Origin of the sequence: Streptomyces diacarni, assembly GCF_003323715.1 — a bacterium.
In the GTDB taxonomy this organism is placed as follows: Bacteria; Actinomycetota; Actinomycetes; order Streptomycetales; family Streptomycetaceae; genus Streptomyces; species Streptomyces diacarni.
In genome coordinates this window covers 35,496-58,039 of the sequence record NZ_QOIN01000034.1, presented here as the reverse complement: position 1 = coordinate 58,039, position 22,544 = coordinate 35,496, and the positions used below count along the sequence as shown (strand labels likewise).

General features: G+C 71.7%; 20 protein-coding genes and 1 riboswitch. Of the genes, 10 read left to right on the top strand and 10 right to left on the bottom strand.

Features of this window, described 5'->3' with window-relative positions; genetic code table 11:
* Positions 1-115 precede the first annotated feature (115 nt).
* Both DTL70_RS06995 and DTL70_RS06990 read left to right on the top strand, forming a co-directional pair.
* Positions 116-1,093, top strand: coding sequence for a hydroxyacid dehydrogenase (locus DTL70_RS06995; RefSeq protein ID WP_245979096.1), 978 nt, complete (start codon positions 116-118; stop codon positions 1,091-1,093).
* A 29-nt stretch (positions 1,094-1,122) separates the two neighbouring features.
* Complete coding sequence (locus DTL70_RS06990; protein WP_114021099.1) at positions 1,123-3,024, top strand: DUF2264 domain-containing protein; 1,902 nt, start codon at positions 1,123-1,125, stop codon at positions 3,022-3,024.
* A 133-nt stretch (positions 3,025-3,157) separates the two neighbouring features.
* Here the strand turns inward: DTL70_RS06990 and DTL70_RS06985 are convergent, their stop codons facing one another.
* Together DTL70_RS06985 and DTL70_RS06980 are read right to left on the bottom strand one after the other, a co-directional pair.
* Positions 3,158-3,946: a LysM peptidoglycan-binding domain-containing protein gene (locus DTL70_RS06985; protein ID WP_114020979.1), complete on the bottom strand. Its 789-nt coding sequence runs from the start codon at positions 3,944-3,946 to the stop codon at positions 3,158-3,160.
* Between the two features lie 4 nt (positions 3,947-3,950).
* Positions 3,951-4,125: riboswitch (cyclic di-AMP (ydaO/yuaA leader) on the bottom strand.
* Between the two features lie 496 nt (positions 4,126-4,621).
* On the bottom strand, positions 4,622-4,855 hold the full coding sequence (locus DTL70_RS06980) for a hypothetical protein (protein ID WP_114020978.1): 234 nt from the start codon (positions 4,853-4,855) through the stop codon (positions 4,622-4,624).
* Between the two features lie 63 nt (positions 4,856-4,918).
* On the opposite strand from DTL70_RS06980, the gene map reads away from it, so the two are divergent.
* Both map and DTL70_RS06970 read left to right on the top strand, forming a co-directional pair.
* The gene (map, locus tag DTL70_RS06975) at positions 4,919-5,776 is read left to right on the top strand and encodes a type I methionyl aminopeptidase (protein ID WP_114020977.1); all 858 of its coding nucleotides are present in this window, start codon (positions 4,919-4,921) and stop codon (positions 5,774-5,776) included.
* Positions 5,777-5,961: 185 nt separating this feature from the next.
* Positions 5,962-6,636 carry a biliverdin-producing heme oxygenase gene (locus DTL70_RS06970; protein ID WP_114020976.1) on the top strand — a complete coding sequence of 225 codons (675 nt, stop codon included), beginning with the start codon at positions 5,962-5,964 and terminating at the stop codon, positions 6,634-6,636.
* 28 nt (positions 6,637-6,664) lie between these two features.
* Here DTL70_RS06970 and DTL70_RS06965 read toward each other — a convergent pair whose 3' ends face one another.
* The 4 genes from DTL70_RS06965 to DTL70_RS06950 are packed head-to-tail and all read right to left on the bottom strand — an operon-like array spanning position 6,665 to position 10,414.
* The gene (locus tag DTL70_RS06965; RefSeq protein WP_147266742.1) at positions 6,665-7,222 is read right to left on the bottom strand and encodes a hypothetical protein; all 558 of its coding nucleotides are present in this window, start codon (positions 7,220-7,222) and stop codon (positions 6,665-6,667) included.
* Positions 7,223-7,241: 19 nt separating this feature from the next.
* Positions 7,242-7,793, bottom strand: coding sequence for a hypothetical protein (locus DTL70_RS06960; RefSeq protein ID WP_114020974.1), 552 nt, complete (start codon positions 7,791-7,793; stop codon positions 7,242-7,244).
* The gene (locus DTL70_RS06955; protein WP_147266741.1) at positions 7,790-9,949 is read right to left on the bottom strand and encodes a hypothetical protein; all 2,160 of its coding nucleotides are present in this window, start codon (positions 9,947-9,949) and stop codon (positions 7,790-7,792) included. Before DTL70_RS06955 ends, DTL70_RS06960 begins: the two co-directional genes overlap by 4 nt.
* A gap of 15 nt (positions 9,950-9,964) precedes the next feature.
* Positions 9,965-10,414, bottom strand: a complete 450-nt coding sequence (locus DTL70_RS06950; RefSeq protein WP_114020972.1) for a hypothetical protein — start codon at positions 10,412-10,414, stop codon at positions 9,965-9,967.
* A gap of 306 nt (positions 10,415-10,720) precedes the next feature.
* Here DTL70_RS06950 and DTL70_RS06945 point away from each other — a divergent pair, with 306 nt between their 5' ends.
* Positions 10,721-11,914, top strand: a complete 1,194-nt coding sequence (locus DTL70_RS06945; RefSeq protein ID WP_114020971.1) for an RtcB family protein — start codon at positions 10,721-10,723, stop codon at positions 11,912-11,914.
* 194 nt (positions 11,915-12,108) lie between these two features.
* Here the strand turns inward: DTL70_RS06945 and DTL70_RS06940 are convergent, their stop codons facing one another.
* Positions 12,109-12,477, bottom strand: coding sequence for a MerR family transcriptional regulator (locus tag DTL70_RS06940; RefSeq protein WP_114020970.1), 369 nt, complete (start codon positions 12,475-12,477; stop codon positions 12,109-12,111).
* A 59-nt stretch (positions 12,478-12,536) separates the two neighbouring features.
* Entirely contained in the window at positions 12,537-13,334 is a 798-nt protein-coding gene (locus tag DTL70_RS06935) for an SDR family NAD(P)-dependent oxidoreductase (RefSeq protein WP_114020969.1), read from the bottom strand.
* A gap of 322 nt (positions 13,335-13,656) precedes the next feature.
* Between DTL70_RS06935 and DTL70_RS06930 the strand changes: the two genes are divergently transcribed.
* Positions 13,657-15,267 (top strand): sugar transferase, encoded by a 1,611-nt coding sequence (locus DTL70_RS06930; RefSeq protein ID WP_114020968.1) that lies wholly within the window; start codon positions 13,657-13,659, stop codon positions 15,265-15,267.
* A 96-nt stretch (positions 15,268-15,363) separates the two neighbouring features.
* On the opposite strand, the gene DTL70_RS06925 is transcribed toward DTL70_RS06930, so the two are convergent.
* A complete protein-coding gene (locus DTL70_RS06925; RefSeq protein WP_114020967.1) occupies positions 15,364-16,428 on the bottom strand; it encodes a GDP-L-fucose synthase family protein in 1,065 nt (354 codons plus the stop codon).
* 156 nt (positions 16,429-16,584) lie between these two features.
* Between DTL70_RS06925 and gmd the strand changes: the two genes are divergently transcribed.
* The 4 genes from gmd to DTL70_RS06905 all read left to right on the top strand — a co-directional run bounded on the left by gmd (position 16,585) and on the right by DTL70_RS06905 (position 21,287).
* A complete protein-coding gene (gmd, locus tag DTL70_RS06920) occupies positions 16,585-17,673 on the top strand; it encodes a GDP-mannose 4,6-dehydratase (protein ID WP_245979074.1) in 1,089 nt (362 codons plus the stop codon).
* A gap of 141 nt (positions 17,674-17,814) precedes the next feature.
* The gene (locus DTL70_RS06915) at positions 17,815-19,869 is read left to right on the top strand and encodes a CBM96 family carbohydrate-binding protein (RefSeq protein ID WP_425470324.1); all 2,055 of its coding nucleotides are present in this window, start codon (positions 17,815-17,817) and stop codon (positions 19,867-19,869) included.
* Positions 19,866-20,363, top strand: a complete 498-nt coding sequence (locus DTL70_RS06910) for a hypothetical protein (RefSeq protein ID WP_114020965.1) — start codon at positions 19,866-19,868, stop codon at positions 20,361-20,363. The genes DTL70_RS06915 and DTL70_RS06910 overlap by 4 nt, the downstream gene beginning before the upstream one ends.
* 51 nt (positions 20,364-20,414) lie before the next feature.
* On the top strand, positions 20,415-21,287 hold the full coding sequence (locus tag DTL70_RS06905) for a glycosyltransferase family 2 protein (RefSeq protein ID WP_114021097.1): 873 nt from the start codon (positions 20,415-20,417) through the stop codon (positions 21,285-21,287).
* On the opposite strand, the gene DTL70_RS06900 is transcribed toward DTL70_RS06905, so the two are convergent.
* Positions 21,220-22,446 carry a glycosyltransferase gene (locus DTL70_RS06900; protein WP_114020964.1) on the bottom strand — a complete coding sequence of 409 codons (1,227 nt, stop codon included), beginning with the start codon at positions 22,444-22,446 and terminating at the stop codon, positions 21,220-21,222. The two genes, DTL70_RS06905 and DTL70_RS06900, sit on opposite strands and share 68 nt — an antisense overlap.
* Between the last annotated feature and the right edge of the window lie 98 nt (positions 22,447-22,544).

Below are 22,544 nucleotides of genomic sequence, written 5' to 3'. Positions count from 1 at the left end.
CCGCGCCACCGGACCCGCACCCGCCACCGGCCCCACCGCGGAGCCCGCCCCCGCCGAAGGCCGGGCCCGCACCGCGGGTCCCGGCCGTGCCACCCGACCCGCCGCGGCCCTCGCCATGGGCCGCGAGGCCGCGGACGCGGTACTCAAGCCCGCGGCCAGGCGCCGCCTCGCCGAGGCCGTCGACCTGGCCCCCACCCTCCTCACGGACTTCACCACGGCGACGGCCAGGGAAACCCTCGCCACCACCGAACTGCTGGTCACCGGCTGGGGCTGCCCGCCCCTGGACGCGGCGGCCCTCGCCCACGCACCGCGGCTGCGTGCCGTGGCGCACACGGCGGGCAGCGTCAGGGGACACGTCACACAGGAGTGCTGGGACCGGGGCATCGAGGTCTCCTCGGCGGCCGCGGCGAACGCCGCACCCGTCGCCGAGTACACGCTGGCCATGATCCTGCTGGCGAACAAGCGCGTCCTGCACACGGCCCGCGCGTACGCCGCGCGACGAGGCCGCCGGGAGTGGCTCTCGGCCGATCCGACGCTGGGCAACTACCGGCGCACCGTGGGCATCGTGAGCGCGTCGCTCGTCGGACGCCGGGTGCTCGCGCTGCTGCGCGCGCACGAACTGCGGGTGCTGCTCCACGACCCGTACGTCACCGAGGCGGAGGCGGCGGCGCTGGGCGCGACCAAGACGGAGCTGCCCGGCCTGTTCGCCGCGGCCGACACGGTCAGTGTCCACACCCCGCTCCTGCCGGCGACCCGCGGCCTGGTGAGCCGTGAACTGCTGGCCCTCCTCAGAGACGGCGGGACGCTCGTCAACACGGCGCGTGGCGCGGTGATCGACCAGGAGGCGCTGACCGACGAGGTGCTGGCGGGCCGCCTGCACGCGGTACTGGACGTCACGGAGCCCGAGGTGCTGCCCGCGGGACATCCGCTGTGGGAGTGCGAGAACGTGCTGCTCACCCCGCACCTGGCCGGCTCGCAGGGCAACGAACTCGACCGGCTGGCCGAGTCGGCCGTCCGGGAGGTGCACCGCTGGGCGGCCGGCGAGGGCTTCGCCCACGCGGTGCCGCCCGAGCAGCGGGAGTTGCTGGCGTGAGCGGGGCGGGCCGCACGCAGCCGCTGACCATGCCGGCACACGACCGTGCGCTGAGCCCGTACACCGGCTACACCCGCGCCCACTGGGAAGCGGTGGCAGACGCCCTGCTGCGGGCCGCCCGGCAGTGGGCCACACCGCGCGGCGCGCTGCTCCACCTGCCGGGGCGCGCCTCCGTGTCGGGGACGCGTTCGGACGGTCTCGAAGGGTACGCGCGCACGTTCCTGGCAGCCGCGTTCCGCGTCGCGGGCGCGGGTGGCCGCGACCCGGCGAACCTGCTGGAGCGGTACGCCGACGGGTTGCGCGCCGGGACCCGCACCCCGGGGCGCGCGGACGCCGAGTCGTGGCCCGAGGTGCTGGACCACACGGTCGCCGGGCAGCCGATGGTGGAGGCGGCGTCGGTGGCACTGGCGCTGCGGCTGACCAAACCGTGGCTGTGGGACCGGCTGGAGGAACCCGTACGGGAAAGCACCGAGGCCTGGCTGCGGGGCGCGCTGCGGCGCTCCCCCGCGCCGAACAACTGGTACCTCTTCCCGCTGTCGGTGGCCGGGTTCCTCGACGCGGCCGGGCGCGGGGACGCCGAGACGCGGACGGCGACCGAGCGGGGGCTGGAACTGCTGGAGGGCTGGTGGCGGGGCGAGGGGTGGTACGCCGACGGCGACGGGCGCGCCTTCGACCACTACAACGGCTGGGCCCTGCACCTGTACCCCCTGCTGCACGCGCACCTGGCGGGCGAGAAGGACCTTGCGGCACGGTACGGGGCACGGCTGCGCGCGCACCTGGCGAGCTTCGCGCTGCTGTTCGGCGGCGACGGCGCCCCTGTCCACTTCGGCCGCTCCCTCACCTACCGGTTCGCGGCGGGGACCGCCGTCGGCCTCGGCGCGCTGACCGGTCACACGCCACTGGCGCCCGGCGTCTCGCGCCGCCTGCTGAGCGGAACACTGCGCTACTTCCTGGACCGGGGGGCGCTCGACGCGGACGGGCTGCTGTCGCTCGGCTGGCACGGCGCGCACGCCCCCACCGTGCAGCGCTACTCGGGCCCGGCCTCCCCCTACTGGGCGTCGAAGTGCTTCGTCGCGCTGCTGGTACCGCCCGAGGACCCGCTGTGGACGGCCGTCGAGGAGGCCGCGCCGAGCGAGGGCCCCGACCGCGCGCTGGCGGTGGCGGCGCCGGGCTTCCTCATCCAGTCGACCGGCGGCGACGGACTCGTGCGGCTGCACAACCACGGCAGCGACAACGTGCACCCGGACGAGGGGGAGGCGCACGAGCGGGAGGATCCGCTCTACGCGCGGTTCGCGTACTCGACCAGGACCGGGCCGACCGCGCGCGACAACCCGCCCGACAACCACCTGGCGCTCGCCCTCCCCTCCAGGCCCGGGCGGTGGAGCGCCCGCAGACGCATCCATCCGCTGGGGGCGGGCTCGGCGGCGGACGGCGGCTGGGGCTGGGCGGCGTCCTGGCACCGCCCCGCCTTCCCCGCGGACGTGCCCCGGGTGCCGGGGCTGCGGGTGGAGAGCGTGACGGTGGTACGCGGCAGCTGGGAGGTGCGGGCACACCGCGTCCTGGGCGCCCCCGCCGGTACGCGCCTGCGGCTGACGGGCTGGGCGGCCGGGGACGAGGTCGCCTCGGCGCTGCGGCCCGCGTACGGGCTGGAGACGGTGGAGCCGCTGCCCGCTCCGCACGGCACGGCGTACGCGCGCTGGGTGCGGGTCCCGGCACTGGAGGGCGAGGTGACGGGCGCCCGGGTGTGTGTGGCGCTCGTGTCGCTGGGCGTAGGCACCGCCGAGACCCCGGCGCCCGAGGTCTCGGTCGCGGGCACCACGGTGACGATCAGGTGGGGGACCGAGGCGGACAGGGCCGTCCCGGCCAGGATCAGGATCGGATTCGACCCACCGGCGGCCGAGGCCGCTCAGACGGCGGCCGAGGCCACGTGACCGGCCCCGGCCCGCAGCCGGCATGCCGACTGCCCGCCACCCCGGGGGAAGATGGCGGGCAGTCGGGGTACGGGGCCGTACGGATCAGCGGGGATCAGTACGGTCGGTACGGCTCAGTGCGGCTCGGTGCGGCTCAGTACGGGCCGTTGACGTTGTCGATGGAACCGTACTGGTCGGCCGCGTAGTTGCACGCGGCGACGATGTTGGCGACCGGGTCGCGCAGGTCGTTGGCGGTGCCCTCGACGTGGTAGGCGTCGAACGTGGGCTGGATGACCTGGAGCAGGCCGATCGACGGCGTGCCGTTCTGGGCGTTGATGTCCCAGTTGTTGGCGATGTCCGGGTTGCCGCCGGACTCCCGCATGATGTTGCGGTGAATGCCCTCGTAGGTGCCCGGGATGCCGTGCTGCTTCATGACACCCAGCGCCTCGTTGATCCAGCCGTCCAGGTTGTCCGACTGGGTCGTGTGGACCTCACCGGAGGGCTGGGCGGCGGTCTGGCCGGCGCCCTGCGTCTCCTCGCCCCCGCTCTCGTCCTGCTTCGCGTCGGCGGACGCGGACAGGCTCAGCTCCTGGCCGGGGCGGATCAGGTTCGGGTCGTCGCCGATGGTCTGCCGGTTGGCGTCGTAGACGGCCTTCCAGCCGCCCTCGACGTCGTGGCTGGTGGCGATCCGGTACAGGGTGTCGCCGCCCGCGACGGTGTACTCCTGCGAGGCCTCGGACTGCTGCTCGCTCTTCACCTGCTGGGTCGCGGCGGAAGGCGCCTGGGCGTGCGCGGCGGCCGGAGCCGGCGCGGCACTGGCGCTGCCCGCTGTCAGCAGCGGAGCCGCAATTCCCGCACCGCTCGCGGCGAGCACGAGAGAAATCCGGGAAAGGCGACGGGTGTGGAAGGTGTGACGCACGCGGCCATGAAGGTCACGGAACATGGGAGTGTCCTCTCCTGGCGCCTGCGAGGTGAGCTGTCGGATTCGGGCTGGAGTTGCCCGGCCATTTCCGCGCACCGAGTACGCGGAGCTGACTTCACCCCAAGCCGGGCCGCGGTGTGCGGCACGGCACTTACCTGGGTCCCCCGCTCCTGCCGAAAAGGGTCTGGTGAGCATTCCACCGGCCGGGCGGCAGGATTCGGCGCCCCGGTAGTGGATCTCCCGACGGGCGTGGTTGTCGGAAGCGAGGACACGGAAACACAGCGAATTCGTTTTGAACAAGACGATCAGCGGGAATTACTAAAAAGCCTAGTAATTGATCAACGAATTTCTCCACGCTGCGCTGTGGATCATTTTCTCAGCGTGAAATGGGGTCGTGCACCGATTTCTTCGAAATGGCCCTGCACGTAGGGCCCTTGACGCCCGGAGGCGCTCCGTGGCGCCACTCGGGGAAGTGCCGGTGTGATTCGCGACACGAAGACCACAGAAACCGGGCAAAACGCCCCTAGTAGGTCATGACAGAGCTTGTGGCCATAAGTTGAGGGATTACCTGGCGATGGCACAGGCGGCGCGGACAGCGCGCGGAAAAGTGGCGGACTCCTCCACAAAGCCCGCACAACAGAGCCCCCTCACGTGAGCCAAAGCGCACATGAGGGGGCCTGCGGGGTCGGCCGTCGCCTACCCCGCGTCCTCGTCGGAGCCCCGGCCGCGCTCGTGCCAGCGCGGGTCCTGCTCCCACTCGGAGGTACGCTCCCGCGCCGTCTCCAGCGCGCGTTCCGCCTCCTCGCGGCTGGCGTAGGGGCCCATCCGGTTCTTGCCCGGGGACTGCGGCCCCTCCTCCACCGTCCCGCTGTCGACGTTGAAGAACCACTCACCGGGCCTGCCGACCGTCTTGCGCTTGAACAAAGCCATGGGTCCATCGTCGCGCACGGGAGGGCCTGATCTCAGTGGACAGGCCCGATTAGACTCGCGGACATGTCTGGCCAGTCACTCCTCGTCCCCGGCACGCTCTCCCCACCCCGGGGCGTCCCCACCTCGATCCCGCGCCCCGAGTACGTCGGCAAACCCGCGCCCGCCCCGTACGACGGGCCCCACGTGCAGGACGCCGAGACGGTCGAGAAGATGCGCGTCGCCGGACGGATCGCGGCGCGCGCCATGGAAGAGGCCGCCAAGCACATCGCACCCGGCGTCACCACCGACAAACTGGACGAGGTGGCGCACGCGTACATGATCGACCACGGCGCCTACCCCTCCACGCTGGGCTACCGCTCCTTCCCCAAGTCGCTGTGCACCTCGGTCAACGAGGTGATCTGCCACGGCATCCCCGACTCCACGGTGCTGCGCGACGGCGACATCGTGAACCTCGACGTGACCGCCTACCTGGACGGCGTCCACGGCGACAACAACGCCACCTACCTGTGCGGCGAGGTCGACGAAGAGTCCCGCGCGCTGGTCGAGCGGACGCGGGAGTCGCTGAACCGCGCGATCAAGGCCGTCAAACCGGGCCGCCAGCTCAACATCATCGGCCGCGTGATCGAGTCCTACGCCAAGCGCTTCGGCTACGGCGTCGTCCGCGACTTCACCGGGCACGGCATCAACAGCTCCTTCCACTCGGGGCTGATCGTCCCGCACTACGACGACCCCCGCGCGACGACGGTCATCCGCCCCGGCATGACCTTCACCATCGAGCCGATGCTGACGCTGGGCACCCACGAGTGGGACATGTGGGAGGACGGCTGGACGGTCGTCACCAAGGACCGCAGGCGCACCGCGCAGTTCGAACACACGCTGGTCGTCACGGAGACGGGCGCGGACATCCTGACGCTTCCGTAGGGCGCACCCCGGCGCACCCCGGCGCGCTCCCGCAGGGCGCGCCCCGGCGCATTCCCGGGTGGACAGCGGGGTACGGGTTTCCCGACAGGGTGTCGGCAACTGCTTGACTTAGGTAAGCCTAAGTAGCAGGATCGCTCCCTGTCGGCGCACCCACGCCCGACGCCGTCCACCCACGGGAGCCAGCTGTGACCTCCGCCCCCTCGCCCGCGACGGACTTCTCCACCCTCATCCGCACCGCCTCGCAGGAACTGCACACCGAGGCCAACACCTCGACCTTCATGAGCGACATGCTCGGCGGCGGGCTGGGCGTGGCCGCGTACACCCGCTACACCGAACAGCTCTGGTTCATCTACCGCGCACTGGAAGCCGCAGCGCCGGCGCTGGCCGACGACCCGGTGGCCGGACCCTTCCTCCGCGACGAACTCCGCCGGCTGCCCGCGCTGGAACGCGACCTGTCACACCTGCACGGAGACGACACGGCCTGGCGCCGGACCATCTCGCCCCTCCCGGCCACCGCCGCCTACGCCGACCGCATCGCCCAGGTCGCCCGCGAGTGGCCCGGCGGCTACGTCGCCCACCACTACACCCGCTACCTCGGCGACCTCTCCGGCGGCCAGGTCGTCCGCGCCACCGCCGAGAAAACCTGGGGCTTCGCACACAAGGGCGACGGCGTCCGCTTCTACGTCTTCGACGCGCTCGACAACCCCGCCGCGTTCAAACGCGCGTACCGCGCGCTGCTGGACGCGCTGCCCTGCGACGAACTGGAACAGCACCGCATCGTCGACGAGTGCAAGCACGCCTTCACCCTCAACGTGGCCGTCTTCCGCGAACTCAGCACCCGCTTCCCCCTGTCCGCCTGAATCCCGCCCTCACGGGAGGGCTGCCCGCTCACCGCGCGGTGCAGCCCTCCTTCTTCCGCTCTCCCGGAACGAATTCCTTGATGAACCGGGCCCCGGCCGCGCGGCGCTCCTTCAAGTCCTCGGGGTTGTCCGTCTGGAACGGGAAATGGAAGACGAGTGCCTCGGCCTCTCCCCCGCACTCCGCGGCCGCCGAGACCGTGTCGTCGCTGACCGTCGCCCAACCGGAGAAGGGCAGGTCCTCGATCTCCTCCACGTCGTCATTGTGCTCGGGATTGTCCTTGCCCCGCCTAAGCTTCGGCAGATGGTGCGACTCGGACACCTTCACGTACAGCGCGCCCTTGCCGTCCACGTCGACGTCACAGTTCACGAAATGGCGGTCCCGGAAAGGACGCCTCTCCCGCTCCTGCTCCACCTCGTCCCCGTCCGGCAGCAGTGGCTCCACCACGTCCTCGGACATCCGCACCCCGCAGATCTCCTTCGGCACGGCGTAGTCCCTCCCACCGGCACAGCCGGAGAGAGCGAGCAGCGCAGCGACGACAGCGGTGGCGCACGCTGTCGGTCGGCGGGCCAGGTGGGTGACGGTCATTTTCGCGAGCACCACGCGCTTACGACGCGGTGCAGCCCTCCTTCTTTTTTTCTCCCTGGACGAATTCCTCAGCGAACCGGAGGGTGGTGTCGCGAGTGACCTCCGTGCCTTCTGCTTCCTTGGCGAAGGAGAAGCGGAAGGAGAGGGAGTCGGCCGCTTTCGTGCCGCACGGGGTGGACAGGTGGAGACGGCTGTCTCCCTGTACGGCCCAGTGGGTTCCGCTCATGTGAATGTTGCGGGCGTGCTCCAGTGATTCCAGGGAGCTGTGCCGGTCGTCCTCGGTGAGCGGTTTGTCCAGCTCGGTGATGTCGACGCTCACGGCGAGCGGACCGTCGACGACGGCTGTCTGGCAGCCGGTCACGGTTCCGTCGTCGCCGATCAGGCGCCGGGACTGGTGCAGCTTCTTCCCGTCCGGGAGCAGTGGCTCGACCGCGCTGCTGGGCATCGGCACCTCGCAGATCCGGTGGGGGACGGCGTACTCGCGTCCCCCACCGGAGCAGCCGACGAGGGAGAGAAGGCCCGCGGCGGCGAGTGCCAGCGCTGCGGTCTTTCGTGGGGTGGGCGTGTTCACTGGTCTCCCGAATCCTCCCGGGCATTGGCCTTGCCGTCGTTCGCCGCAGCGTCGATCTTGGACCAGGATCCGTGGTCCTCGGAGTATCCGTCGTTCTGGCGCGCCCAGTCGGAGTTCGTGCGGTACCACTCGTCCTTGAGCCCCTGCAACCGCTGCTGCTGAAGCTCGGCGACGTCCTTGTTGTCGCCCGAGACGCCCGCCTCGATGCGGGCGGTCTCGTCCTCGACGAGCATCTTGCTGAGGCCGAACGCCGCGTTGGCGGCGTGCCCGCCGCCGGGCAGGAACGATGCCGCCTCGGCGAAGACCAGGTAGCCGCCGGTGCCCGTGGGGCCCCAGCCCGCGTCCTTGAGATCGGCGGCCTTCTTGTCGCCGATCGCCTGGTAGCGGGCCTCTTCCAGGAATCCGACGGTGCGGCCCGAGCGGTCGAGGCTGTCCTCGGGGTCCTTCGTCTCCGCGTGGATGTCGCGGACCATCGCGGCGTTCATGCCGTCGTTGAGGATCTGGTAGCTCTGCGGGTCCCGGGAGACCTGCTTGGAGACCTCCAGAAGGTCGCTCCGATCGAGCGTCTGCTCCTCGTTCGAGCCGCCCATGGTCAGGTGTGCGTCCGTGCCGTGGTTGCCGATGAGTTTGGCCATGTCGTCGCGGAGTTCGGCCGGCATGTCGTCCTTCTGGCCGGCCAGCCGCTCCAGGGCGTTGTCGAACACGTCGTTGTGCGCGGTGGTGTGCTTGACGTACTCGGCGGCCGGGTCGTCGGGGTTCATGCCGCTGCCCGCGGCGAACAGCGCGTCGCCGAGGGCCTCGCGGGAGGGCAGCTTGACGCCGTCGTCGGGGCCCGTGCTGTCGGGCTGGTCCTCGTCGAACCAGACGCGGCCGCCGTGGTCCTGGTCCTTGAGGAAGTAGTCGGCCTTGTCGGGGTCGTTGAAGACGTGGGTCGCCGCGTCGGGGTTGTGGCTGAGCGCCTTGAGGTAGCCGGTCATCGGGTCGGCCCCGGTGGACTTGTCGCCGGGGTCGAGGTCGGTGCCCATGCCGACGAGTCCCCATGCGGAGGGAGCGTCCGGCTTGCTGCGTTCGAACTTGTAGACGGCGTCGCCGTACTTGTCGAGGAAGCCGTCGTCGAACTTGCCCTTGCCCATGAGGCTGCTCATGATCTGGAAGCCGTAGGGCTTGGCCATGATGCCCTCGTGGCCGAACTGCTTGGTGCCGGCGTTGATGATGTCGTTCTCCCACTTGGCCATCGCGGGGCTGTCGACGCGGGTGGCGTTGGCCAGGGTCATGCTCAGGTTGCCCTGGATGTGGTCGAGCAGCTTGGCGCGCTCGCCCGTGGGGGTGTCGCCGTGGCCGGGGTCGGCCAGGTCGCGCCAGAACTGGAGGGTGCCCTCGGCGCCCATGCCGGTGGCGAAGTTCTCGGTGAAGGCGGGGTTGTCGCGCTGGTCGCGGAGGGTCTCGTTGAACTTCTTGAGTTCCTTCTCGTCCAGCTCCCACACCTTGACGTCGCCGTCTTTGAGGCGCTTCGTCCAGTACTGGGCGTCCACCTTGCCCTGCCTGCGGTCGGCCTTCTTGAGGGAGTTGGCCGCGGAGCCGGAGAAGTCGTGCTTGCGTTTGGCCATGGCGCGCAGTTCGCGGGCCGCGATGCGGTTGCTCTCGCCGGCCTCCCACAGCACTCTCTTGACTCTCTTCTCGGCCGCGTCGAGCTCTGCCTGGGTGGGGGGTTTGATGTCCGCGTCGCCCGCGGCGGCGCCGGAGGGCACCACGCCCTTCACCGTGTTGTTGTCGTTGACGTAGACGTTGTCCTTGGCGACGTCGGTGACGACGGTCTCCAGGTCTTCCTTGTGCTGTTTGAAGGCTTTGCGGGCGCTCTTGAGGATCCCGAGGACGTCTTCGGCCTCATCGACCAGTTCGGAGAACTGGGTGGCGGTCTTGGTGACGAACCCCCTGGTGACGGTGGCGTTCTTGCCGGTCCAGGTGGCCTTGGCCGCGGCGGAGTTGAGCCCGATGGCGGTCACCCCGGCGCCTTTCGAGCCCGCGCCGCCGCCCTTGCCTCCCTCACCGGTGGCGAGGGTGCGGAGCCGTTCGACCGTCTCCGTCCAGTCGGTGATCGCGGTGTTGAGCTTGCCCAGCCGCAGATCACGCAGCTGCCCCACTGTGGGTATGTCCATGGCGCCCGTCGCCCCCTACTTGTCGTACTTGAGGTACTCGTCGAGTTTCGCGATCGAGGACATCTGCGAGGTGATGCGGTCCTCGTCCTTGGCGTGGGCGCCTCGCGAGTAGTCGAGGTGGTTGGAGATCTGGCCGCAGGCGTCGCCGAGTGTCTTGAGCTTGGTGTCCCAGGAGTCGCACGCCTCGCTCAACGCCGTGCCCATGTCGAAGCCGTCGTCGGCCAGCGAGCCGGCGGCCTCGTAGCTGGCGGTGCGCGCGTGCTTGCCGTCGACGCCGAGTTGGTGCCGCAGGTCGTACGCCATGTTGCCGAGCTTGCCCAGTTCGTCGTCGTGGACGACGAGGTCCGACGCGCCGCCGTTCCCGCCCGAACCGCCCGGGGCCGGGCGCCCGGCGAGCTGCATGCGGGTGCCGTCTCCCGCGGCGGCGGCGTTCGCCTTGGCCTGCTCCCACTCCTCGAAAGCCACTGTTGCCTCCCCCGTCACTCTGTCATTACCTAGAAGATCCGTACCAAGAAGATCCGTTTCAACCTAGAGAGACACCCCTGCACAAGGCAACGGTTCCGGTCCGCCGGTATCCGTGCCGCCAACCGCCCACCCGGGGTCGAAAATCCTTTGCCGTCGCGGGTGCACCGGAGCGCACAATGGGTGAGCGCCGAGCCGCGGGAGTGCGGCGGCGCCTGGCAGTTCACGCGTCGTGCAGGCGTGTGTTTGCTCGTTTGCGCGGACGTCGCGCTGGAAGTCTTCGAGCGGTTTCGGGGGAGTTGGTCGGTCATGAGTCACGTCGAGATGCCCGGGGCGCGGGTGCCGATCCGGATGTGGGCGGACCCGGCGTCCGTGGAGGACGCGGCCCTGCGGCAGTTGCAGAACGTCGCGACCCTGCCCTGGATCAAGGGGCTCGCGGTGATGCCGGACGTGCACTACGGGAAGGGCGCCACGGTCGGGTCGGTCATCGCGATGCACGGGGCGGTCTGCCCGGCGGCGGTGGGTGTCGACATCGGGTGCGGCATGTCCGCCGTGCGGACGTCGCTGACGGCCAACGACCTGCCCGGTGACCTCTCGCGGCTGCGCTCGCGGGTCGAGCAGGCCATTCCGGTCGGCCGCGGGATGCACGACGATCCTGTGGATCCTGGCCGCGTCCACGGGCTGCCGACCAACGGGTGGGAGGACTTTTGGGCACGCTTCGGCGGCGTGGCCGAGTCCGTACGGTTCCGGCAGGAGCGCGCCACCAAGCAGATGGGCACGCTCGGCGGGGGCAACCACTTCATCGAGGTGTGTCTCGACACCGAGGACCAGGTGTGGCTGATGCTGCACTCCGGTTCGCGCAACATCGGCAAGGAGCTCGCGGACTTCCACATCGGTGTGGCACAGAAGCTGCCGCACAACCAGGGTCTGGTCGACCGCGACCTGGCGGTCTTCGTCGCTGACACCCCGCAGATGGGGGCCTACCGGCACGACCTGTTCTGGGCGCAGGAGTACGCCAAGCACAACCGTGCGCTGATGATGGGTCTGCTCAAGGACGTCGTGCGCAAGGAGTTCAAGAAGGCGAAGCCGGTCTTCGACGAGACGCTCTCCTGCCACCACAACTACGTGGCGGAGGAGCGCTACGACGGTATGGATCTCCTCGTCACCCGCAAGGGCGCCATCCGTGCGGGCGGCGGCGAGTACGGGATCATCCCCGGTTCCATGGGCACCGGCTCCTACATCGTCAAGGGCCTGGGGAACGCGGCGTCGTTCAACTCGGCCTCGCACGGTGCAGGGCGGCGCATGAGCAGGAACGCGGCCAAGCGCCGGTTCTCCGAGCAGGATCTGGCGGAGCAGACGCGGGGCGTCGAGTGCCGCAAGGACGCGGGGGTGGTGGACGAGATCCCCGGCGCGTACAAGCCGATCGAGCGCGTCATCGACCAGCAGCGCGATCTGGTGGAGGTCGTCGCCAAGCTGAAGCAGATCGTGTGCGTGAAGGGGTGACGCGGGGCCGCCTCGCGTAAGCGGGGGGCCGCACCCTTCTTTGAAGCGTCACCCCCTGGGGAGGTGACGCTTCAAAGAAGGCACCCGGCGAGGGGGCGCTTCGCGTGCGCCACCCGCAAAAGGGGTGGCAACCCGCAAGAGGGGACAACCAGCACGAGAAGGCCTGCCGAGGGGCCCGGCGCAGACAGGGCCCCTCAGGCGGCTGCCCGCGTCTCGGCGGCAGCCCGGCTCAGTGCGTCGCGCAGCCGGTCGCGGGCTTCGGTGTGGGCGGCGATGCGGGCCTCCAGGACGGCGAGCCGTTCCTCGACGACGCGCAGCCCCTCCGGGGAGGGCTCACCGGCGGCGATGTCGCCGTCCAGGCAGGCGGCGAAGAAGCCGACGTCCTGAAGCGTCAGCCCGGCCTCGATGAGGTAGCGGATGTTGCGGACACGCACTTCGGCGGACGCGGGGTAGACGCGGTAACCGTTGGCGGCACGCTCCGAGGCGAGGAGACCCGCCTGCTCGTAGTGGCGCAGGGCCCGCGCCGTGGTCCCCGTCCGCCGTGCCAGTTCACCGATGCGCACCGTGGCTCCCCCTCCGTCGGGCCCAGTGGAACGTACGGAGGACAGTCGTACCACGGGCCTCACGCCACCACCGCGCCGCCGTCCACGGGCAGCACGACTCCGGTGAGGAACGAGGCCTTGTCCGAGGCCAGTTGGACGAGCGCGGAGGCGACCTCCTCGGGCCTGCCGACGCGGCCGAGCGGGGTGTGGTCGATCTGCCACTTCCTGAGTGCCGCCCGCCGCTGGGCGTCGAGGCCGCGGTGTTCGCCGATGGGGGTGTCGATGGCGCCCGGCGCGACGGCGGCGACCCGGATGCCGTCCGCCGCCAGGTCGACCGCCCAGCCGCGGGTGAGCACTTCGAGGGCGCCCTTGGTCGCGGCGTAGAGGGAGTTGCCCGGCCAGGCGCGCTGCCCGAGGGCGGTGCTGACGTTGAGGATCACGCCGCCCGCCGGTGCCGCCCGCAGCGCGGGCAGCGCCGCCTGCGCCAGCAGGACGGGGGCGGTGAGATTGGTGGCGAGCTGCCGCTCCATTCCGGTGGGGGTGTAGGCGCCCAGGCTCTCGTCGCTGACCACGGCGGCGTTGTTGACCAGCACGTCGAGCCGGCCCGTGGCCTGGAGCGCCGCCTCGACGATGCGGTCCGGGGCGTGCGGGGCGGTGATGTCGGCGGGGACGGGCGTGATCGTGCCGGAGCCCGGTTCGGCGGCCGTTGCGTGCAACGGCTCCTCCCGGCGCCCCACGGCGATGACGTGGGAGCCGAGGGCGGCGAACATGCGGGCGGCGGCCCGGCCGATACCGGTTCCGGCACCGGTGACGACGACGGTGCGCGGGCCGTCGCCGGGACGGAAGGCAGAGCTGGCGGGTGAGGTGTTCTCGGTCATGTCCGCATCCTCGAACCCTGCCGCTGGCGTCAAGGTCAAGCGCTGCGTCGAGGACAGGCGCTGCGTCGAGGTCAAGCGCTGCGTCAAGGACAGGCGCTGAGCACGGCGGTGGGCCCCGGCGGCGATCTTCTACGACGAATCACCCGGAATATACGCGCACTGTGCTACAACCCCCACCGCACTCTCCGCACTTCTCGCGAGGAAGTGAGCAGATGGCCACGCAGCGTACTCATATGCCTTAAGGTCTGGTGGATGTCGGCGCCTCACCACAAACGTGGCGTTTCTGTGCGCTGTGTGGGGGTTCCGCGTACCTGGGGGGTTCATGCGGCGCGACTTCGCGTTTGTGTCCGAGGTGGGGGAGCCGGCCGAGCCGGAGCCCGGCAGAGGGGCCACAGCCGTACCGGCACCGCTGCGCAGCGCACGGGCAGGCAGCATCCGCACCGGCGGCGCACCGGCCGAGACCCTCGGCACCGGTGGCGGCCACAGCGGTGACCTGCCGGCCGGAGACGTCACCGCCAGCGGGGAGAAGTCCGGCTGGTACCGGCCCGTCGCGCTGGCCGCCGACGCCATGGGGAGCGCGCTGCCCGTGGCGCTGCTCTTCCACCATGCGGGGCATCCACACACGGCCGCCGCCTCGATGACGGTCGGCATGTGCTGGCTGGGCATACTGGCCGCCCATCAGCGCTACGGCCGCCGCTGGCTGGGTGAGACCAGGGGACTGCTGGCGACGGTGCACGACTGGCTCACGCTCGTCGGGGTGCTCGCCGTCGTCCGCGTGGTGACCGGCGAGAGCTCCCCGCCCGCCGTCGCCCTGGCGGCGCTGACGCCCGCGCCGCTCCTCACGGCGGCATGCCGCTCGATGACACACCGGCACCTGACGGCGCAGCGCCGCCAGGCGCACGCCGTGCGACGGGCGCTGGTGGTCGGCGAGGGCGGCGCCGTGGACCGGGTGGTGGAGCAGTTGGCCAGCCGCACGGACCACCCCTACGTCGTCATCGGCGCCGTGCAGGTCGGCGGAGCGGCACCCCGCAGCGGCGTTCCCGAGGCCGGGCAGCTGGAAGCCGCACCGCCCGGGAGCGGCGGGGACAACGGCGCTGCCGACGGTGCGGCCGTTCTGGCGGCCATCCGGCTGCACCGGGCCGAGACGGTGCTGGCGGTGCCCGGGGCACTGCTGTGCGGCGAGCGGTTGCGCACGCTGACGTGGGCGGTGCAGGACGCGGGGCTGCCGCTGGTCATCGCCTCCGGGCTGGCGGATGTGGCGCTGCGCCGGGTACGCCCCTCCACCGCTGCGGGGCTCCACCTGCTGCACGTCGAGCCGCCGGTGCGGCGCGGCCCGCAACTCGCGCTCAAGTCCGTGCTGGACCGGGTCGGTGCCGCGCTCGGACTGGCGCTGCTGGCGCCGCTGTTCGCGCTCGTGGCGCTGGCCGTACGGCTCGACTCCCCCGGGCCCGCGCTCTACCGGCAGACCCGCGTCGGCCACCGCGGCACGCCGTTCACCATGTGGAAGTTCCGCTCCATGTCCGTTGGCGCCGACCGGCTGCGGCCGCAACTGGCCGCCGCCAACGAGGTGGACGGCCCACTGTTCAAGATGCGGGCCGACCCGCGGGTGACCCGCGTGGGCCGGGTGCTGCGGCGCACCTCGCTGGACGAGCTGCCGCAGTTGGTGAACGTGGTGCGCGGGGAGATGTCGCTCGTGGGCCCGCGGCCTCCGCTGCCGGAGGAGGTGGCGGACTACGGGACGACGGCGCTGCGGAGGCTGGCGGTGCGGCCCGGGCTGACCGGGCCGTGGCAGGTGAGCGGCCGCTCGGACCTCTCGTGGGACGAGAGCCTGGCGCTGGACCTGCGCTACGCGGACAACTGGTCGCTGACGACGGACCTGGACCTGCTGGCCCGCACCGTGCGGGCCGTGGTGGACGGAAGAGGCGCATACTGAATGGACCCCCAAATCCTCAAAGCGTTACGCACCCCCGAAGGGTCACGCACCCGCCGCAGCCCCCGGCCGACCCGGCCCTCACCGCCCTCGCGGCCCTCAGCGCCCTTTCCGCAGGGCGGACGGCTCCGCCTCCTGCCACCACTCGTACGTCGCGCGGATGCCCTCCCGCAGCGGCACCCGCGGCCGGAAACCGAGCGCGAACAGGCGGCTGACGTCGAGAAGTTTGCGCGGGGTGCCGTCAGGCCGGTCCGTGTCCCAGGTGACGCGCCCCCGGTAGCCGACCACGTCGCGCACGGTCTCGGCGAGCGCGGCGATGGTCAGATCCTGCCCGCAGCCGACGTTGACCGGCTCGGGCCCGTCGTAGTCCCGCAGCAGCAGGACGCAGGCCCGCGCCAGGTCGTCGACGTGCAGGAACTCGCGGCGCGGCGTGCCGCTGCCCCACAGCGCCACCTCGGGCGCCCCGTCCCGCTTCGCCTCGTGGAGACGGCGCACGAGAGCGGGCAGCACGTGCGAGGTCTCCGGGTCGAAGTTGTCGCCGGGGCCGTACAGGTTGGTCGGCATCGCGCTGATGTAGGCGGCGCCGTACTGCTCACGGTAGGCGCGGACCTGGGTGATGCCCGCGATCTTGGCGAGCGCGTACGGCTCGTTCGTCGGCTCCAGGGCGCCGGTGAGCAGGGCGTCCTCGGTGATCGGTTGCGGCGCGTGCTTGGGGTAGATGCAGGACGAGCCCAAGAAGAGCAGCCGGGGAATGCCCGCCGCGTGGGCGCCCGCGATGACGCTGAGCTGGATGCGCAGGTTGTCCTCCAGGAACGGCACGGGCTGCGTCTTGTTGGCCATGATGCCGCCGACCTTGGCGGCCGCCAGGACGACCGCGTGGGGACGCGCCTCGCTCAGCCAGCGCGCGGTGGCGGGCGCGTCGCGCAGGTCGAGGGTGGCACGGTCGCGGGTCAGCACCTCGTAGCCGTCGGCCGCCAGGCGGCGGGCCACGGCGGAGCCGACCAGGCCGCGGTGGCCGGCGACGACGACACGGGCGCGGTCCGGCAGCAGCGTTCCGGCCGCGACGACGGGGGCGGGGACAGGAGCGGGGGCGGGAACGGGGCCGGGGACCGGGGCGGATCGCGGGGTGGTGTGCGCGGGCGTCGTGCGCGGCGTCGGCGTCATGGCGTCGCATTGTGCCACCCAACAGCCCCGTACAGACAGATAAACGGCAAAGAGTACGAAACTCGCGCACCGGATGAGACCGTCATCCAGGGACCGGTCGAGAGCACGGCAGATGTCCCCACCACCACGGACACACACCACTGAGGGCGGCGCCACATGGGCAAGAGCGTGGGCAACAGCGTGGGCCCGAGCGCACACAAGAGCAGAGGCAAGAGCGCGGGCGACAGCACGGGCAGGAGCGCGCTGATCACCGGCATCACAGGCCAGGACGGTTCGTACTTGACCGAACTGCTGCTGGAGAAGGGCTACACGGTGCACGGCCTGCTCCGCCGTTCCTCCTCCTTCAACACCGGCCGGATCGACCACCTGTACGAGGACCCGCACGACGAGGGCCGCTCCCTCGTCCTCCACCACGCCGACCTCGCCGACGGTGTCGCCCTCGTCAATCTCCTGCGCGACCTGCGCCCCGACGAGGTCTACAACCTCGGCGCCCAGTCCCACGTGCGCGTCTCCTTCGACTCGCCGCTCTACACCGGCGACGTCACCGCCATGGGGACCCTGCGGCTGCTGGAGGCGATCCGGGCCAGCGGCATCGACACCCGCATCTACCAGGCCTCCTCCTCCGAGATGTTCGGCGCGGCCCCTCCCCCGCAGAACGAGGCGACGCCCTTCCACCCGCGCAGCCCGTACGGCTGCGCGAAGGTCTTCGGATACTGGGCGACGGTCAACTACCGGGAGGCCTACGACCTGTTCGCGGTCAACGGCATCCTCTTCAACCACGAGTCCCCGCGCCGCGGCGAGACGTTCGTGACCCGCAAGATCACCCGGGCCGTCGCCCGCATCAGGGCTGGGCTGCAGCAGCGCCTCTACCTGGGCAACCTCGACGCGGTGCGGGACTGGGGCTACGCGCCCGAGTACGTCGAGGCCATGTGGCTGATGCTGCAGGCGCAGCGGCCGGACGACTACGTGGTGGCCACGGGGTCCGCCACCACCGTGCGGGCCTTCCTGCAGGAGGCGTTCCTCGCCGGCGGGCTCGACTGGCGCGAGCACGTGCGGTTCGACCCCGCCTACGAGCGGCCCAGCGAGGTGGACGCGCTCATCGGTGACGCGGCGAAGGCGCACGACCTGCTCGGGTGGAAGCCGCGCGTCACGTGGGCGGAGTTGGCACGGGTCATGGTCGAGGCCGACATCGCCGCGCTGGAGGCGGAGTTGTCGGGCGAGGCGGTGCGCGTCGACCGCCGGTGACGCCGGGTGCCCCAGGACGGGGGCGCGCGGCACCGGTGACGCCGGGTGTCCCCGGCCGGGGACACGCATCAACCACAGCAATTGGGGAGCACAGTGAGACGAACGAGGACCCTTCGCACGGCGGGGGCTCGCAAGGCGGCCGTGGCCGCGACCGTACTGGCCGTGGCGGCGGCCACGACGGCGGTGCCCGCGCTCACCGAGCGGGGCGCCCACCAGGCGGCGGCCCTCACACCGCCGGTGGCGATGACCGCGGACACCTTACCGACGTGGCAGACGAACGGCGTCGTGTGGGCGATGGCCCAGGCGAACGGCACGGTTTTCGCGGGCGGCACCTTCTCCGCGATCCGTCCGCCGGGCGCGGCGCCGGGCGCGAAGGAGCGCGAGGCCGTCAACTTCGCGGCGTTCGACGCGGCGACCGGCGAGCCGACGGACTGCCGTTTGCACTTCACGGTGGGCAGCGGCACGGCCACCGTGCGGGCGCTGACGGTCTCGCCTGACGGGAAGACCCTGTACGCGGGCGGGAACTTCGCCGCCGTCAACGGGACGAACGCCAGCCGGGTGGCCGCCATCGACCTGCCGTCGTGCAAGGTCAGGTCCGGCTTCCAGTTGACGGTCTCGGCGCCGGTGCACGCGCTGGCCGCCACGGACGACACCGTCTACCTCGGCGGTGACTTCACCACGGTGGAGGGGGAGAAGCGGGCCAAGTTCGCGGCGGTCGGCACCGAGGGGACGTTGAAGTCCTGGAAAGCGGACGCGGACAAGACGGGCCGTGCGGTGGAGGTCACGCCGGACGGGAAGAGCGTGGTGCTGGGCGGCGACTTCGAACGGGTGCGCGGAGCAGACTCGCACGCGCTGGCGGTCGTGGACGCCTCGTCGGGCGCGCTGCGGAAGAGTTACCCGAACCGGTTCGTGCCCCGCAACAGCGTGGTCAAGGGCCTCTACGTGGACGAGACCGGGATCTACACCGGCAACGAGGGCACGGGCGGCGGTGTGTTCGACGGCCGGATCGCGCTCGACCTCGACGACTTCGAGCAGCGCTGGCGCGACACCTGTCTGGGCGCCACCCAGGACCTGGCCGTCTACAAGGGCGTGCTCTACAGCAGCTCGCACGCGCACAACTGCGAGAGCATGGGCCAGTTCCCCGAACTGCACGAGCGGCAGCACCTGTTGGCGGAGTCGGTCGACGATCCGACACCGCTGCTGTCGTGGTTCCCCGACACCGACGACGGGCCGCTGAGCGTCGAGCAGGTGGGGCCGCGCGCCATGGTCGTCTCCTCCGGCGGCGGCAAGGACTACATGTGGGTGGGCGGGGCGTTCACCCGCATCACCAGCGACGGCAACAGGCCGCAGCAAGGGCTGGTGCGCTTCGCGAGCGGCCCGGACACCGGGGCTCCCTCCGTGCCCGACGGGGTGAAGGCCGCCAACACCACCAAGGGTGTGCGGGTCAGCTGGCCTGCGAGCACCGACCTGGACGACCGGAAGCTGACCTACCGCGTCTACCGCAACGGGGACGAGGACCCTGTGGGCACGGTCACGGCCGACTCCACGTTCTGGGAGAGGCCGACGGTCACCTTCACCGACACCTCCGTCAAGCCGGGCACCGACTACTCCTACCGGATCACGGCGAGCGACGCGGGCGGCACCAACACCAGCGCCCGCTCCGAGGCGGCGAAGGTGAAGACGCCGGGCACCCCGACGGAGACGACGCTGGAACGGGAGGCGACGGCCGACGCGTACGTGAACGGCGCTGCCGTGAACGCCACGTACGGCACGCACCAGCAGCTCGCGGTGCGCGGCTCGTCGCCGTACGCCAGTTACGTGCGTTTCGACGTGCCGTCCCCGCCCAGCGGGATGGCGCTGGAGGAGGCCACGCTGACCGTCACGACCAGCAGTGAGCCGAGCGCGGCGAGCGGCGACACCGTAGACGTCGTACCGGTGACCGGCGCCTGGTCGGAGAAGGAGGTGACCTGGGCGAAGCGTCCCGCCGTGGGCGAGACGCCGCTGGGCAGCCTCGACGGCGCGGCCGACGCCCGTACGGACTACGACGTGCCGCTGCGTGCGGGCGCGGTCCAGGACGCGGCGGGCGACACCCTCGACCTGGCCCTGACCTCCTCCGGCAGCGACAGCCTGTGGCTGTGGGCCCGCGAGTCGGGCGGCACGGGCCCCAAGCTCACGCTGACGTACAGGAAGCCGTGAGCACCGTCAAGGCCGCACGTGCCGCGGCGGCCGCCCTGGTGGCGGCCGCCCTGGCGCTGACGGCCGGATGCGGCGGGGACGGTGGCGGGCAGCACGGCGACGGCGAGGGATCCGACCACGCGGGCCGCCCCGGCGCCACCGCGACGGCCTCCGCCTCGCCCGGCGCGAGCGCGTCCCCGCGCGCGAAGGACGGCGGGGGCGCACCCGACGACGAGGCCACAGCGAAGGTGCCCCGCTCCCGGCTGACGCCCGCCACCGGGTCCTTCACCACGAAGGAGAAGGACTATCTGGTCGACCGGGTGCCGCGGGGGCTGGAGCCCGCCGCCGTGCTGGAGGCGGGCCGCACCGCCTGTGAACGGATCGCCACGACGGCCGAGAGCAGCGAGAAGGACGCGATCAGCGCCCTGAAGGCCGGCGAGATCGACCAGGCCGAACCCGCTGTCCGGCACCTGTGCCCGAAGTTCGCCCCGCTGCTGGAGGCGGCGGGCAAGTGACCCCGCCCCGCGCCCGCCCCCAGGAGACCGAACGCCATGGAGAGAGCCACCGTGGACAAACTGCCCGTCGTCGTCGCGATACCGACCAGGAACGAGGCCCACAACATCGCGGGCACCGTGCGGTCCGTGATCGGCCACTTCGCGCACGTCGTGGTGGTCGACTCCGACAGCACCGACGACACCCGCGCCCTCGCCAAGGCCGAGGGCGCCGAAGTGGTGCCCTACACCTGGGACGGCCGGTACCCGAAGAAGAAGCAGTGGTGTCTGGACCACGTCCACCCCGAGGTCGACTGGGTCCTCTTCCTCGACGGCGACGAGACGCCCAGCGAGGAACTGCTGCGCGAGATCCGGCGCGTCTTCACCCCGCCGCCGGGCCGCACCGTACGCCCTGCCGCGTTCGACATCCCGCTGGGCTACTGGTTCGCCGGGCGCCGGCTGCGGCACGGGTACACGATCGTCAAGCGCGTGCTGCTGGACCGCACCCGCTGCCGCTTCCCCGAACCCGACGACCTCGCCGCCCCCGGCATGGGCGAACAGGAGGGCCACTACCAGCCGCTGGCCCCGACGACCGCCCGTCTCGCCGCGCCCCTCGAACACCGGGACCTCGATCCGGTCCGTACCTGGTTCGAGCGGCACAACCGCTACTCGGACTGGGAGGCCTGGCTGGAGGGGCATCCGCGGGTGAGGGAGCAGATCCGGCAGGCCAAGACCCGCCAGGGCCGCCTCTTCCACCGGGCCCCGCTCAAACCGCTGGTGTCCTTCGCCTACGCCTACGTCTACCGGCGCGGCTTCCTCGACGGCCGCGCCGGGCTCGACTACGCGCTCGCGATGAGCTTCTACCGGTGGCAGATCGGGCTCAAGGCACGCGAGGCGGCCGATCCGCCGGACGCCGGAGCCGGAGCCGGGGCGAGGGGGCGGCGCTGACCCGCTCGCACGCCGCCGCGTACACCCCGCGCAGCGTCTCCACGACCGCGTCCAGGGTGAAGCGCTCGCGCGCCAGCCGCCACGCCGCGCGGGAGGCGGCCTCGCCCGCCGCCGGGTCCAGCAGTTCCAGGACGGCCCGGCCCACCCTGGCCCCGTTCTCCTCGGCGCCGGGCCCTTCCGGTGCGCTGTCCACCAACCGGCCCGCCCCGGCCGCCGCCACGTCCGGCGCCAGACCGCTCGTGCGGGTCACCACGACGGGCAGCCCCACCGACAGGGCCTCCAGCACCGAGACGGAGAACGCGTCCTTGACGGAGGGCAGCACGAACACGTCGCTGGAGCGGAGCCGTTCCATGACGCCCGCGTGGTCCAGCGCGCCGACGTACTCCAGCGCGTGGCCCACGCCCAGCGCCTCGGCCCGCGCCAGCAACGCGCCGGCCAGCGCCCCCGTGTCGGGGCCCGCGAGGACGAACCGGGCCTCGGGGCACCTGGCCAGCACCGTGGGCATCGCCGCGACGAAGTCCTGCGGCCGCTTGCCCTCCTGCACCCGCGCGCAGTACAGCACCGTCGGCGGCCGCCCGGCTCGCGGCCCGGGGCGCGGTGGCTGCGGCGCCACCCCGTTGACCAGCCGGTACGCGGGCCCCATCGGGCCGGGCGCCGCCACGGCCTCGGTCAACTCCCGTTCGGTTCCGGTCAGGTGGAGCACCGCGTCGGCCTGTCCGAGCACCCAGCGCAGGCCCAGCACGTCCACGGCCTTCGCCACGCGTTTCTCGGTCGGGTCGATCATGCCGTGTGTCTGCAACACCAGCGGGCGGCCCATGCGCGCTGCCATCATCGCCACGGGAAGCGTGACCAGATCGCGCATCAGGTGGACGTGCACCACGTCCGCCGAGCGGAGCAGGCGGGGGGCCGCCGCGAGCAGAGCGGGGGACGTGATGCCGCTGACCTCGAACCGGGGCAGCACGTGCCGGGCCGGGAAGAGCCGGGCGGGTACGCCGTCCACCGTGCGGGGCAGCGTGCCCGGGAAGCCGTCCCCGAGGGCGACCAGGGCCGCGCCCTCGCCCGCCTCCCGTAAGCCCCGGCACAGGTTGAGGGCCACGCGCGTGGGCCCTCCGAAGTCGTGCGTGGGCGTGTGCAGCGTCACGACGTGCAGCGCTTTCATCGGTGTCCCCTCCCTCGCCACTGGCAGGCATATTACCGGCTTTGCCCGCAATTCCTCCGAGCTTTCCCATTTCCGCTCGGAGGCACGGCGCTCGGAGG